Annotated in this window: 12 protein-coding genes, 1 pseudogene and 1 riboswitch; of the genes and pseudogenes, 7 read left to right on the forward strand and 6 right to left on the reverse strand. The window is 34.2% G+C overall.

Going from position 1 to position 14,607, the window contains the following annotated elements; all coding sequences use genetic code 11:
• Window positions 1-31: 31 nt before the first annotated feature.
• From BAQ49_RS23330 to BAQ49_RS23345, 4 genes are all read left to right on the forward strand, one after another.
• Complete coding sequence (locus BAQ49_RS23330) at window positions 32-700, forward strand: YwrJ family protein (protein ID WP_071747245.1); 669 nt, start codon at window positions 32-34, stop codon at window positions 698-700.
• Window positions 701-943: 243 nt separating this feature from the next.
• A complete protein-coding gene (locus BAQ49_RS23335; RefSeq protein ID WP_071747246.1) occupies window positions 944-2,209 on the forward strand; it encodes an S-adenosylmethionine decarboxylase related protein in 1,266 nt (421 codons plus the stop codon).
• A gap of 144 nt (window positions 2,210-2,353) precedes the next feature.
• Window positions 2,354-3,580: an ATP-binding protein gene (locus BAQ49_RS23340; protein WP_071747247.1), complete on the forward strand. Its 1,227-nt coding sequence runs from the start codon at window positions 2,354-2,356 to the stop codon at window positions 3,578-3,580.
• Between the two features lie 229 nt (window positions 3,581-3,809).
• Window positions 3,810-4,193, forward strand: coding sequence for a hypothetical protein (locus tag BAQ49_RS23345; RefSeq protein ID WP_071747248.1), 384 nt, complete (start codon window positions 3,810-3,812; stop codon window positions 4,191-4,193).
• A gap of 24 nt (window positions 4,194-4,217) precedes the next feature.
• Here BAQ49_RS23345 and BAQ49_RS23350 read toward each other — a convergent pair whose 3' ends face one another.
• Window positions 4,218-4,850, reverse strand: coding sequence for a cyclase family protein (locus BAQ49_RS23350; protein ID WP_071735259.1), 633 nt, complete (start codon window positions 4,848-4,850; stop codon window positions 4,218-4,220).
• Between the two features lie 85 nt (window positions 4,851-4,935).
• Window positions 4,936-5,048, reverse strand: a riboswitch (SAM riboswitch).
• Between the two features lie 149 nt (window positions 5,049-5,197).
• Here BAQ49_RS23350 and BAQ49_RS23355 point away from each other — a divergent pair.
• Window positions 5,198-6,307 carry a PRK06851 family protein gene (locus BAQ49_RS23355; RefSeq protein WP_071747249.1) on the forward strand — a complete coding sequence of 370 codons (1,110 nt, stop codon included), beginning with the start codon at window positions 5,198-5,200 and terminating at the stop codon, window positions 6,305-6,307.
• A 111-nt stretch (window positions 6,308-6,418) separates the two neighbouring features.
• Window positions 6,419-7,201, forward strand: coding sequence for a nucleotidyltransferase domain-containing protein (locus tag BAQ49_RS23360; RefSeq protein ID WP_071747250.1), 783 nt, complete (start codon window positions 6,419-6,421; stop codon window positions 7,199-7,201).
• A 113-nt stretch (window positions 7,202-7,314) separates the two neighbouring features.
• Here the strand turns inward: BAQ49_RS23360 and BAQ49_RS23365 are convergent.
• Together BAQ49_RS23365 and BAQ49_RS23370 are read right to left on the reverse strand one after the other, a co-directional pair.
• Window positions 7,315-8,615: pseudogene (locus tag BAQ49_RS23365) on the reverse strand (MFS transporter).
• Window positions 8,616-8,757: 142 nt separating this feature from the next.
• Window positions 8,758-10,284, reverse strand: coding sequence for an FAD-dependent oxidoreductase (locus BAQ49_RS23370; RefSeq protein WP_071747251.1), 1,527 nt, complete (start codon window positions 10,282-10,284; stop codon window positions 8,758-8,760).
• Window positions 10,285-10,865: 581 nt separating this feature from the next.
• Here BAQ49_RS23370 and desB point away from each other — a divergent pair.
• The gene (desB, locus tag BAQ49_RS23375) at window positions 10,866-11,951 is read left to right on the forward strand and encodes a Delta(10) desaturase DesB (protein WP_071747252.1); all 1,086 of its coding nucleotides are present in this window, start codon (window positions 10,866-10,868) and stop codon (window positions 11,949-11,951) included.
• Window positions 11,952-12,003: 52 nt separating this feature from the next.
• Here the strand turns inward: desB and BAQ49_RS23380 are convergent, their stop codons facing one another.
• From BAQ49_RS23380 to BAQ49_RS23390, 3 genes are all read right to left on the reverse strand, one after another.
• Entirely contained in the window at window positions 12,004-12,696 is a 693-nt protein-coding gene (locus BAQ49_RS23380) for an amino acid ABC transporter permease (protein WP_071747253.1), read from the reverse strand.
• 93 nt (window positions 12,697-12,789) lie between these two features.
• Window positions 12,790-13,584 (reverse strand): ABC transporter substrate-binding protein, encoded by a 795-nt coding sequence (locus tag BAQ49_RS23385; RefSeq protein ID WP_071747254.1) that lies wholly within the window; start codon window positions 13,582-13,584, stop codon window positions 12,790-12,792.
• Window positions 13,585-13,705: 121 nt separating this feature from the next.
• Window positions 13,706-14,428, reverse strand: coding sequence for an amino acid ABC transporter ATP-binding protein (locus BAQ49_RS23390; protein ID WP_000616929.1), 723 nt, complete (start codon window positions 14,426-14,428; stop codon window positions 13,706-13,708).
• Between the last annotated feature and the right edge of the window lie 179 nt (window positions 14,429-14,607).

Raw genomic sequence — 14,607 nt, forward strand, 5'->3', positions numbered from 1 at the left:
AAAGTACAATTTCATAGAAAGGAGGATATAGATGAATGAGCTGAACAAAAATATTGGAGAAAATATATACGTTAAATTAATCGGTGAAAAAAGATTTAAAGGTGTATTAATTGATGTAGGAAATGATATTGTAGTTCTTTACAATGGACAAGACTATGTATATATATCTTTATACCATGTCCAATATTATAAATTTTTGAGAGGGCATGAAGAAGAAATATTAAAACCAGATGTGGACTCTGTAATTAAGAGAGAATCACCTTCAATTTCTTTGAGGAAAGTATTAAGCACATCTAAAGGGATTTTTACAGAAATTTATGTGGCAGGAAATGCTCCAATACACGGTTATGTTACAAGTGTAATGAACGATTATATTGTTTTTTATAGCCCAGTTTATAAAACGGTGTATATATCTTTAAAGCATTTGAAATGGTTAATTCCTTATAAAGAGAACCAAGTACCTTATTCCCTCAACAAAAATGAACTCCCCGTAAATCCACTAAATATTACTTTAGCTAGAACATTTGAAGAACAGCTTATTAAAATGGCTGGGAAAATTATGGTTTTTGATTTAGGTGAGGAATATAACAAAATCGGAAAGATGGAGAAAATTGATGAAGGACATATTGAAATATTAAAAGCACGTGACGCAAAAATGTATGTGAATATTCAACATGTGAAATCTGTCCATTGTCCGTAGGCTAGTTTAAAGGGCTGGCTTTTTCTTTTATATATGCGGAAGAAAAGGTCGAGCCTATTTTTTTACCGTTATTTGGATATGAGGGGGAAAGTGAATTGAATATATAAGTATGTTACTGTTTTTACTTATAAAGAGGTAATCTTGTACTACATTATAAAAAAGATGTACGAGCTACTTTTTGTTGTATTCAATTCACTTTTTGAGTAAGTGCTGCTCAACTAATTTATTAAAGGGGTTTTATTTGTGGAGCAGTTTCCAAATTCGCTTTCGATTACGTTGCTTGGCAGTGCTGGTGGAGCAGCAAAAGCAGTGTTAGCAATTTTGAATCAAGCGGTAGTAAATGAAAAAGATCCAATTTATGAAGTGATAAAGAATGTAGATTTCCATTTGGTGGATATAAAACAAAAAGATAAAAATTATTATGATGAGTTGTTTCCAAATTTGAAAGAGCAATTTTTTTTATATGAAATGAACCTTCAAGATGTAGTCAAATTTAAACAACATTTAAAAGAAAAAAGAACGAAGGTTGTTATTGATGTTTCAGGGGCGGATACGATTAGGGTACTGAGTTGTTGTAATGAACTTGGCATTTGTTACATTAATTCGGCTTTGGAAAATGAGGCAGTAGATCAGGACAATAGTTTACTCGGTTTTCAGCTTACGGAAAGGTATACGAGGTTTGAGAAGGAGAAAGCAACATTCACAAATACAAGAGCGATTATAGGCTCAGGTATGAATCCTGGTGTTGTTCAATGGATGGTTGTGGAGCTTATGAAAGAACGCCCAAATGAAAAGCCACGAGCATGCTATATTGTAGAACATGATACGTCATTTTTGAATGATACGGCACTTATAAAGCCACATACACTTTATGCTTCATGGGCAGTAGAGCGATTTCTAGATGAAGCGATATGGAGTTATCCGATGTATATGAGTCATCATCGTCCTCTTTATTTTTATGAGGATGTATATGCTTCAGAGTACAAAGTAAAGTTAGGAGAAGAAGAGTTTTATGGTTGTTTAATGCCACATGAGGAAGTTTTAATTTTAGGGAAAACCTTCAATATGGAAGTGGGTTTTCTTTACCGAATTAATGAGTATACAACTAATTTAATTAGACAGAACTTAGATAAGGTAGAAGATTTATGGAATTGGAATCGTAAAGTATTTAATCCAGCTGAAGAACAGGTTGCTGGAGAGGATTTGGTTGGTGTGCTACTCGTTTATGAAAATAGTGAAACATATATGTATAACGTGATGAATAGCAGCCAAGTTTTTCAAAAATATAAAACGAATGCGACATACTTCCAAGTAGGGTGCGGAATTTATGCAGGTTTGTGCAGTTTACTTTTAGATCCCTTTGGACAAGGTGCTTATTACGTTGAGGAGTTATTATTAAATACGGAAAGTAAGTACGGCGAATATCTAAATTTATATATGAAGGATTTTGTAATAGGGCATAATAATTTTACTGATGGATTGCTACACGATAGGGTAAGGTGGATATAAATTGTGATTGAAAAGGAAGGAGCTGTATCTCCTTCCTTTTAGTATTAGAAGGTTATATATTGCTCTGAAAGCAATTTCATACGTATAATTTAAGGGGATAACATGTGAAATGTCATTTTTGTATTGATCAAGGGGAGTTTTTATATGAACAAATACAAGAGCTTGATTTATGAAGAAAGAGAAGCTTTAAAAGTATTTATATTATTATTCTATATTATATTCTTTTTATATGACGTTATCTATTATTTTGTTTATCCTGCTATGAATATTAACGAAGCAAGGATAGGTTGGCCAGAAGGTGGTATGGGAATAGGCGTATATATATTAGTAATATCTTTGTTTCCTATTTCAATATATCTTCGAAAACAAGGGTATGTATATTTTGTAAAATATTTATTTTTAATTGGATATATGCTTATTGACATTATTAATAACTTAATGATTTATTTACACAGTGATCGTGTTTTTGAAAATGGAAATATGGTTGAAATATTTTTAATTTTATTTGCACCGATTTTCGTGAATAGAAAATATTTTTATTTCGTTTCCTGTAGTGTAATTGGTAAATATGTATTTTTCACGTTGATATTACAAGATATAAAAGTTGTGATTCCGCTTGTTTTATGTGTATTCTTTTTTATTATTTCACATTCTCTGTTAAAACGTTTCCAGTCTTATGTAAGAACAGTTGTTAAGATGATGAGCAATATGAAAGAGACCGAAAATTTAGCTCTTATTGGGACCATGTCTACAACAATTGCTCATGAAATTCGAAATCCATTAACAGCTTTAAAAGGATTTACACAAATTCAAAAGGAAAGAAATCTTGAGGATACGCTGAGCTATGAGATTATGCTGCAAGAAATTGAGAGAATTAATGAGTTTGTTAGTGAATTGATGTTATTAGGAAAACCGAAACCAACAAATTATGAATGGTGTAATATACGGGAAATCCTTTTATATGTTGTACAGTTAATGGAAAGTTATGCGACTCAATATAAAGTGAAATTTCATTTGCAAGTAGATGGAAATTTACCTGTTATAAATGGTGATGATAAACAATTAAAGCAAGTGTTATTAAACATTATCAAAAATGGAATAGAATCGATGCCAAAGGGTGGAGATATTCAGATTCGTGCATATAAAAAAGGTGGAGAGAATTTGTGTATTTCTATTGAAGATCAAGGTTTTGGGATAGAAAATGAGAAGATAGAAAAGATCGGAAAAGCTTTTTATACAACAAAAGAGAATGGTACAGGTCTTGGACTAATGATTACATATAAAATTATTGAAGAACATCAAGGGAGTATCGCGATTCAAAGTAGTATGGGTGTAGGAACGAAAGTGGAAATTTATTTACCAACAGTGTAGTGCAGTAGACGAAATTACTTTTCAGAAAAGTGTTCTTGTTGTGTAAATATAAACATTTTATAAAATGTTTCAAGAAGGGTTTTTTTTATAAAACACTTCGTTTATAATGGAGGAAAATATCGACATAGAGCTTTTAGCTCGTGTAACGGTTCGGTAGTGTGATGAAAAGAAAAGAAGGGGTGCACGCGCATCCTTTTTTCTATGCGGATATTATGAAAGAGGTGGTATGATGGAATTAACATTAAATTCGACTGTATGTTTACACACGATTCAATTTCGAAAAGAGAAATTGAATTATATTGTAAAAGATACAATTACAGGAGAAACATATGAAATGCCGCCACTTTGGATTGATGCACTAGCAATGATGCGAGACGGCTTTTTATTGGGAGAAATTGAGGAGAAATTAAAAGAAGAGTATCCGGCTGAAGAAGTAAATATGGTAGCATTTACGAGGCAATTGTTAGAGCTAGAACTTGTCGAAATGGTGGATGGAGAAGAGATAACTTGTACAAAGAAGAAAGATAAAGACTATTTAGCTTGGTTACGCCCAAGAGTGGAACAATTCTTTTTAAATTTAAATAAAAAATATAAAAGCAAAGGTCAAAAATGATCTTTGCTTTTTTTGTAGGCGTGTTTAAAAAATAACAGCGAATGCTCTTGCGAAAGCACCGTCACTATCTTTAATTTTTAAAGGTGCTGCTGAGAAAAAGAAACGTTTCGCTTTAATAGCATCTAGATTTGTTAAGTTTTCAATTAAGTAAATGTTATTCCCTAGTAATATGTGGTGAATCGGTGATGTTTCTGTCGTTACCTCATCAGGGGAAATAAAATCTAAACCGACTGATTTTACTTTTAATTGAACCAGTTCTTCAGCTAATTCTTCGGAAAGATAAAACGCTTCTTTCTCATAAGCTGCTGTATTCCACTTATTAGATAGATTGGAATGGAAAATGACAATATCATCTTCTTTTATATCGGTATTATGCAATACTTCCTTAGGTAACTTTCTCTCTTGGATATGAGTTACATCGATAAGAACGGCCTCACCTACAAATTGTTTTAAGGGTAATTGATCAATAGTGGTTGCACCTGAAATGAAATGCGCAGGGGCATCGCAATGTGTACCTACATGAACGACAGAATGAAAATCTGTAACTTGATAGCCCGTCTCTTCAACGTTTGTAATTGCTTCTAGTTGGATTTTTGGTGTTCCAGGAAATTGAGACATATTGTTTTCAAATGTTTGTGATAGGTCGATTACTTTCATTTTAAATACCTCCAATATATGTTTTAAAATATAAAAAACTCATCTTTCATAATCAAGAAAGATGAGTTTTGCACACAATGGTTAAGTTTTATCTTTCAAAATGCATTGCATTTTGCAGGAATTAGCACCTATTCAGTTTGTATAAACTGAGGTTGCTGGGCTTCAAAGGGCCGGTCCCTCTGCCTCTCTTGATAAAGATATATTCAGTTTTAATATTTCGATTTTTTTAATAATTAAATTGTAATTCATTTCCTTTTTTAGTGCAATACAAAATAGGTATTCACCCAAATAAGGTGGCTCGCATATTGTAGCTTATGTAAATAGAATGCTGCGAAGGAGTGAGTGCAGTGACAGGTAATGTATTGAATTATTATGCTGGTGGAAATACAGCTAGAGGATTTCATAATTTATACGAAGAGAATTTAAAAGGGCTAGACAGGTTGTTTATTTTAAAGGGTGGTCCAGGAACTGGGAAATCTTCTTTAATAAAGGCAATAGGTCGTGAATGGGTTGAAAAGGGATATGATATTGAACTTTTACATTGTTCTTCTGATAATAAGTCAGTTGATGGAGTGATTATCCCAAAATTAAAAGTAGGAATTGTTGATGGAACATCACCGCATGTTATTGAGCCTAAAATGCCAGGGGTTGTGGAAGAGTATATTAATTTAGGAGTTGCTTGGGACTCAGATAAATTAAGAAAGCAGAAGTTAGAAATTGAACGATTTGTATCAGAAACGAGCAAGGCTTTCAAATCTGCTTACGGATGTTTTCAAGAGGCATTAGTTATACACGATGAGTGGGAGAAAATATATTTTAATAATATTGATTTTAACAAAGCAAATGGACTAACAGATCAATTGATTCAGAAATTATTTACAGATAAAAAGGGGAAACAATCGATTGTGAAACATCGTTTTTTAGGAGCTGCTACACCGAAAGGAGCAGTTGATTTCGTTCCTAATTTAACAGAAGGATTACCACATCGTTATTTTATAAAAGGACGCCCTGGCTCTGGAAAATCAACAATGCTCAAAAAGTTAGCGCAGGCAGCAGAAGAAAAAGGGTTTGAAGTTGAAGTGTATCATTGCGGATTTGATCCGAATAGTCTTGATATGGTTATTGTAAGAGAATTAGGATTTGCAATTTTTGATAGTACCGCACCACATGAATATTTTCCAAGTCGCGTGGGTGATGAGATTATAGATATGTACGCTCTTATTGTTACACCGGGGACGGATGAAAAATATGCTAAAGAAATTCGTGACGTTTCCATTCAATATAAGGCAAAAATGAATGAGGCGATGTCTTTCTTGGCAAAAGCGAAATCAGTTCGTGATAAATTAGAACGAATTTATATTGCTGCTATGGATTTTTCAAAAGTGGATGCATATAAAGAGGAAATTCAAAAAGAGTTTGAACGAATTACCGCTACTGTAATTGAAAAGAGAAAGTAGGATTTATTGAACTGTCAGAAAATTTCTGGCAGTTATTTTAGTATGTAGTAAAATTGGTAATATATTTGTCGAATTTCCAAGGAAATAATCAAAAAATGGGGATGGTATGAAATGAGAGGGAAAATTGAATTAGTGCTAGAAAGAATTGAGCAAGAGAATGATGTAGAAATTTTATTTGCAGTGGAATCAGGGAGTCGTGCTTGGGGATTTCCATCGAAAGATAGTGATTATGATGTTAGGTTTGTTTATATACATCCAGTAGAATGGTATTTATCAATTCATGATAAACGAGATGTAATTGAATATCCGATTAGTGATGATTTAGATATAAGTGGCTGGGATATTAAAAAGGCATTGCAACTATTCGCGAAGTCAAATCCAGCTTTACTTGAGTGGATTCGATCACCAATTTTTTATTCGAAAAACTCTAATTTTCCAGAGCAGCTTCAGCAAATGAGTGAAAAGAATTTTGATCCAAAGGCAACGATATATCATTACTTACATATGGCTTCAAAAAATTATCGTGAATTTTTGCAAGGCGAGAATGTAAAGTTGAAAAAGTACTTTTATGTATTACGTCCTATTTTAGCTTGTCAATGGCTAGAAGAGAAAGGGACATTACCTCCAGTAGAATTTGACCGATTAATTACAGAAATATCTATAGAACGTAGTGTATTGAATGAGATTGAGAAATTGTTAGTAAAGAAAAAAGCAGGTACGGAATTAGATGTTGGATTGAAAATTCAGGTGTTAAATCAATTTTTAGAAGAACAAATTGATTATTATCAGCAATACGTGAAAGGGATTGAAAAGGGATTAGGGATTGATATTGAGAGTTTGAATACACTATTTAGAAACATGTTGTTTGAAGTATACCAAAAAGAGCACAAATAAATTTGTGCTCTTTTTTATCCCGCGATTTGTGGGAGCCTACTGCCCGTAAGCGCCTAATTGGTGTGGGCTAATAATCAGCTGGGATGCACCCCACCACTGATTAAAGTTTCACTTTATTTTGTAGGAATAAAGAAAACAGATATAGTGCGATAAGACCTGCAAAGGAGAATAAGTAAAAATTCCACGCCAAGTCATATTGCATTGTCATAATAATACCGACAAGAATAGGGCCAGCAATCGCCCCAACTCGGCCAAGTCCAAGTCCCCATCCTAAGGAGGTAGCTCGTATATGTGATGGGAAGTATTGTGTTACAAAAGCATTTAATATTTGAGTAATACCGACTGATCCAATTCCAGCAAGACCAATTAAAAGATAAATGATTGTAACAGATGGCTGAATTGTTAACAGTCCAATACATATGGCTGCCATAAGATAGGAGATGCTAATAACAATTTTTGCTCCTATACGGTCGGCAATCGCCCCAGCAAATAATGCGCCGATAGCTGCAGTAATATTTAGTATAAGTAGAAATGATAAACTAGATCCAAGAGGATATCCTGCTTGGCGCATCATCTGTGGTAACCAAGTATTTAAACCGTATATTAAAAACATTCCCATTATATAAGTGATCCAAAAAAGTAGCGTTGCTTTTATGTATTCTTTTGAGAATAACGTAAGAAATCCATTTTTCTTTTGTATATTAGATGGTGTTCCAGGAATTTCATCTTTTACATGGAATTCAATTTGAAAGCGATCAAGAATTTTGTTCACTTCTTCTTGTCGATTCCGCGATAATAAAAATTGAATGGACTCAGGTAAATAACGAATAATGAAAGGAATGAGGAGTAGTGGAATCATTCCGATGCCAAACATAATTCTCCATCCGAAATCTTCTAACATAAACATGGATAAAATAGCACCTAACACGACACCTAAAGGATAGCCGGTAAACATAAGAGCATAAATAAAAGATTGCCGTTTTTTTGGTGAATATTCAACAGTAAGTGCTGAAGCCGTTGGGATAACACCGCCTAATCCGATTCCTCCGATAAATCGAGATAGCCCAAAGAATTCAGGAGAAGGAGCAATTGCAGCTAAGCCCATTGTGATAGAAAAAAGAGCTAAACAGCATATAAGTGTCCACTTTCGTCCAATTAAATCTGTAATGGTTCCGACTAGAATAGCGCCAATAAACATCCCAAATAGAGCATAGCTAGCAATTGTTCCAGCTTGAGCTGGTGATAGTGCCCAGCTGTTGTCTTCTAGAAGCTTTGGCAGAACGACGCCGTAAATACCTAAATCATATCCGTCAGCTAGAATGGCTAGCCAACAAATAAAAACAACAAGTTTTGTAATAGAGCTTGAAAAGATAGTTTCTGTAGGTTCTAGATGAGGTGGAGCAGAAGGTTGCATAGTATTCACTCCTTTTATTTGTAGATGAATATATTATTTTATTTAATGTTAATATTTCCCTTCTTATGTCGAAATTTATATGAAAAGGTGTCATGAAAAACAAAGAAGTTCAACAGGTTTCTTGTTGAACTTCTTTGTTTTTTTACTCGTTATCAACTCGTTTTAATGGTTGATCTGCAGGACCTTCAATAACGTCGCCCTCAATTGAAAAACGGGAACCATGGCAAGGGCAATCCCACGTACAATCACCGTTATTCCATTCAACTTCACAGCCGAGGTGCGTACAAGTGGTGTCGACGATATGTAATTTTCCTTCTTTATCTTTATAAGCACCTGCGCGTTTCCCATTTACATGTACTACAGATCCTTCGCCAACTTCAAGATCTTCTGGTTTACGTAATGCGGTTTCAATTTTTCCTTCAATTAAATGTTTAGCAACATCAATGTTCTGTGAGAGAAATGTTTTTATATCCGGATTTGCATGAAATCGTGATGGTGCAAACAGCTCTTTATATGGGCTGTGGACTTTTAGAATGGAGTCCTTCAGTAAATGGGCTGCAGCAGTTCCAGTTGTCATTCCCCATTTGCGATATCCAGTTGCAACAAATATATTTGGATTCCTTTCGTTAATATGTCCGATATAAGGAAGCTTGTCTAGAGTAATCAAATCTTGTGCTGACCATCTATAGGAAACTTCATCTACTCCAAAAGTTGATTCAGCAAAAGAATAGAGTGCTTCATAATGAAGCATCGTATTTATTCCCTGTCCCGTTTTATGGCTCTCTCCGCCAATCAAAATCAACTTTTCTCCATCGTTTGTTATATAGCGTAAGGAGCGTTTTGGATCATCAATACTTAAATACATGCCACCTGGATAATCTGTTTTTGCTTTTATTGCAAGAGCATAGGAGCGTTCTGCGTACATTCGCGTAAAGAAAAAGCTATTAGCATCATAAAAAGGAAAATGAGAACAAGAGACGACGTATTCACAAGTGATGCGATGCCCCTCCTTTGTAATTACTTGTGGATAATCTCCTTTTTCTACATCCATAGCTGTTGTTTGTTCATAGACCTTTCCGCCCATTTCCACAAACTTTTCTAAAAGTGTTTTCAAATAACGGAGGGGATGGAATTGTGCTTGATTTTTCATTACAAGTGCAGATTGTATTGGAATAGGAATCGATAGAGATTGAACATAGTCACAAGGTATATTTAATTTTTGATAAGCTTCATATTCTTTCGATAAATTTCTTAAACCATTATCAGTAGTTGTATATAAGTATGAATCTTCATTTGAAAAATTACAGTCGATTTTATATGTTTGCACAGTGTCATTTATGAATTGTAGAGCATGATTATTTGATTCGTAGTAAAGCCTGGCTTTTTCCACACCGAAATGATTTATTAATTCGTCGTAAATAAGATCATGTTGTGCTGTTACTTTTGCTGTTGTATGCCCAGTTGTTCCATTTAAAATAAGACCAGAATCAATTAAAACAACGTCGATTCCTTCTTTTGCAAGTAAATAGGCAGTGGTAATACCTGTAATACCAGCACCGATAACAGCAACTTTCGTCTTTATATTTTCGGATAAACGAGGGAAAGTAGGAAACGGAGTAGATTCAATCCAATAAGATAACGGCAGTTGTGGAAATGTATCACTTGTCATTGTGGAAACCTCCTGATTTTAGAACAATTTTCCTTTTAATATTTCCATATTATATGAAATTCATGTGCGTTATTTTAGAAGGAGTCTACTTTTATTAAAAGAGGGATTAAATTATTTTAATATAATTAATTTGATAGGGCATTATGAAGAAGTAGGATTTATATAAAACTAAATTTAAGTGATTCCGTTTGCTGATTATATAGAGAGTTCTTGAATGAGATAGAGTACATTGTGTTTAAGTATATGTATATATATAGTGGATAAATCCTTATGAAATCTATACTTTTTCTTTAGTGAAATAAAGTATGATTATAAAAGTATAACCAACTTTTATTACTAGGTCATAAAAGTTGTTGACAATATAGAAATTCTATTGTTATGATTCATCATGTGGAAAGGTTGATAGAGAGTAAAAAGAGAAATGTTTTTCATTGATAATAAAAGCGAAAAGTAAGTGACGATAGAGTGAGTATATTTTCCTTATAATAGATGCTTTTTGGATCACCTAGTAAAATCAATCTGGAAGCGAGAATTAATATATGCAAGTTGCGCAGGGCGCGGCATAAGAAAGGGGCAAAAGGATGAAGGAGCTTCATACGTTTGGGTGGTATGCAGCGCGTGTATCACCACATTTGCCGAAAAAAGCATTTAAACCAGTTCCTACTCGTTTATTTGGTGGACTGGCTTATTTACTTGTGGCATTAGCGGGGTTAATAGCGATTGGTGTATTTGAATTGAATGTGTGGGCAAATCTAGGGATTGCGATTGTTCTCGGATTATGTTTTGCTTCACTTGGGTTTTTAGGTCATGAAATTTTACATGGAACAGTTGTAAGAAAGGCATGGCTTCGTGATTTCTTAGGTGCGATTGCATTTATGCCACTATCAACAGGACCAAAACTTTGGAGAAAATGGCATAATGCAACACATCATGTTCATACACAGCATGAAGAGAATGATCCAGATGCATGGCCGACACTTGAGAAGCTTAAAAAGAGTAAGTTTTTGAGTTGGGTATATCGTATGCCGCTTCATGTACGTTCTTTCTTTAGTTTTCTGTCACTAACAATTCAATTTACATTGCATTCAACTCGAATGTTCTTTCATTTTATAAAGGAATTTAAGTCATCCAACCAAAAATCTGTATGGCTTCAACTCCTTTTGCCTTGGACTGTTTGGATTAGTCTATTGTTTATTATGGGACCAGCAAAATGGTTATTTGCATATGTGATTCCGTTGTTAATTGCTAACTTCATTGTAATGGCATATATCGCAACAAATCATCGCTTAAATCCAATTGTTCCAGTAAATGATCCGTTAGCAAACTGTTTATCAGTAACAGTGCCGCGCTGGGTAGACGTTTTACATTTCAATTTCTCATATCATACGGAACATCATCTGTTTCCTGCTATGAGCTCTAAATACTATCCTTTAGTAAAAGAGAAAATTAAAGAAATGTGGCCGGAACGCTATCATGAGATGCCGATGACAAAAGCGTTGGCAGCGCTATGGAATACACCACGCGTGTACTATCAAGGAAGTGAATTAGTGGATCCGCATAGAGAGCATTTCTATGGTTCTTTAGGAAATGGACTAGACCCTCATAATATTTCATATCGTGAGGATCATATAGAGGAAAAAGAGAGTATTAAAAAAGTAAATCAGTAAAAGTTGATATATTTTGCAGTGAAAAAGCAAGCCATCTCAGGCTTGCTTTTTTTTATAAAGAAACTTCTTTTTTATTCTTTGTATGGACTTGGATAGAATTTGTCTCTTTGCGCTGTAATCGTTTTTCTAAAAGGTTAACAAAGTAAGTAAATAGGAGAACAAGTACGAGATAATATAAACCAACGATTACATAAGTATCTAATTGTTGAAAGTTACCTGCAGCAATGGATAAACCAGATCCCCATAATTCGGACATTCCTACGTAAGCAACAAGTGAGGAATCTTTCAATCCAATAATAAATTGATTACCTAGAGGAGGAAGAGATAGACGAAATGCTTGTGGTAATATAATTCGGCGCATTGCTAAAGGGTAAGGCATGCCTAAAGAGCGAGCAGCTTCTAATTGTCCACGGTCAACGGATTGAATGGATCCACGGAAAATTTCGGTAATATATGCACCGTTATGAATTGCTAAAGCAATTGCTCCTGCCCAAAAAGGGGTGAACACAACAACAGATGTAATACCAAAATAGAGAATTGCGATTTGAACAATTAAAGGTGTACCACGAATAATGGCGATGTATACATGAGCAATACTATTTAAAACTTTATTGTTAGAGATTCGAAAGAAAGCAAATAGTAATCCAATTAATGAACCGAGTACTAGGGAAGTTAATGTTAATTGTAATGTGACAATAGTAGCTTTTAAGAGTGTGGGGTAGGTAGAGATAAAAATTTCAAACATGCGTTTCACCTCATAGTGTATAGATTTTAGTAGGGAATGAAATACCCCACATGGGAAGTGGGGCATCATTTATGAAATCTTTGAATAGCTAACTTACTTCGTTTTTGCCTCTTCTCCAAGAATATTACGACCAAACCATTTTTTACTAATCTTTTCGTACGTACCATCTTTAATGATTTCATCTAAAGCTTTATTTACTTTCTCAACCATTTCTTTATCATCTTTGCGAATAGCAATTCCCATTTCATCAAGATTTAATGGTTTTCCAGCTTCTTTTATACTTGATTTACCTTCTTTAATCATTCGAAGACCAACCATTTGATCAGTGATTACTGCGTCAACACGCCCAGGCTCTAAGTCCATAAGAGCGGTAATATCACTATCGTATTCTGTAATTTGATCTGTATATTTTGCAACAAGGGTTTTAAAGGTACTAGCTTTTACAACACCAATTTTCTTTCCTTTCAAATCTTCTGGAGAAGAGATAGATGTATTCTTTTTAGCTACGAAAATCTGGGCACCAGAGCGATAATATGGGTTTGAGAAACTAACAGCTTTTAATCGTTCTTCTGTAATGGCCATACTTCCTAATATCGCATCATATTTTTTTGATTGTAGACCTTGAATTAGCGTTTCCCATGGATTTGTAATAGGAGCGGGTTTCATTCCCATCTTTTTCGCGAGCGCCTCACCTATTTCTACATCAAATCCAGCAAGTTTTCCGTCATTTTCTTTATAGTTAAAAGGTTTGTATAATCCACTCATCGCATAACGAAATTCCTTTTCACCATTTGATGAAGTAGTCGAGCTTTCCTTACTACAGGCTCCTAGTATGAAGGATGTACATAGTGTAATACTCGCAACAATGGTTAATAGTTTTCTTTTCATAAAACCCCTCCTATATATTGATCATACGGATGGTTTTAAGTATGTTATCGAGATATTTTATTTGGATAATTAGTTGTGCACCGTATGAATGTATTTCTTTACGTTTGAAATAGAAGTTACATTATAAAACGTTACGTAAAAATTGCTTTGCTCGTTCATGTGATGGAGCTGAAAAGAATTGCGCTGGCGGAGCATCCTCTACAATTTTCCCGTCATCCATAAAGATGACGCGATCAGCTACATCTCTTGCGAAATTCATTTCATGAGTAACAATAACCATTGTCATTCCTTCTTCAGCAAGTTCTTTCATAACTTGCAATACTTCTCCAACGAGTTCAGGGTCTAAGGCTGAGGTAGGTTCATCAAATAGCATAATTTTAGGATTCATAGCAAGAGCTCGTGCAATCGCAACGCGTTGTTTTTGACCACCTGAAAGTAGGTGAGGAGTTACATCCGCCTTATCTTGTAGGCCGACTTTTTGTAGGAGTTGATTACCAACATCCTTCGCGTCTGCTGTCTCCAATTTTTTTACGTGAATAGGTGCTTCTATGATGTTTTCTAGTGAGGTCATATGAGGAAAGAGGTTAAAGTGCTGAAAAACCATACCGACATTTTCACGGACTTTGTTTAAATTTGAATGCTTTGGATCAATTCGTTCACCTTGTAAATGAATTTCACCTTCATCGTACATTTCTAAAAAGTTAAGACAGCGAAGTAATGTACTTTTGCCGGAACCACTGGCACCGATTAAAACAACAACTTCTTTTTCTTTTACTTCTAAATCAATTCCTTTTAAAACATCAAGTGAACCAAATGATTTTACTAGATTTCGAACTTGAATCATACAAAACCCCCAGTCAAAAATATATTTACAAATGTTGCCCCTTATTTCTGTTATTAGTCACGAATTGTCAGAATCCTTTATTTTTTTGGCGAGATTTGATATTCAAGGAAATTATGATTTTTAAAATTTTATATCTTTCTATAGCGAAAATATGGATAACAATATATAGGTATTACTTA

Origin of the sequence: Bacillus proteolyticus, from assembly GCF_001884065.1 — a bacterium.
Classification (GTDB): domain Bacteria; phylum Bacillota; class Bacilli; order Bacillales; family Bacillaceae_G; genus Bacillus_A; species Bacillus_A proteolyticus.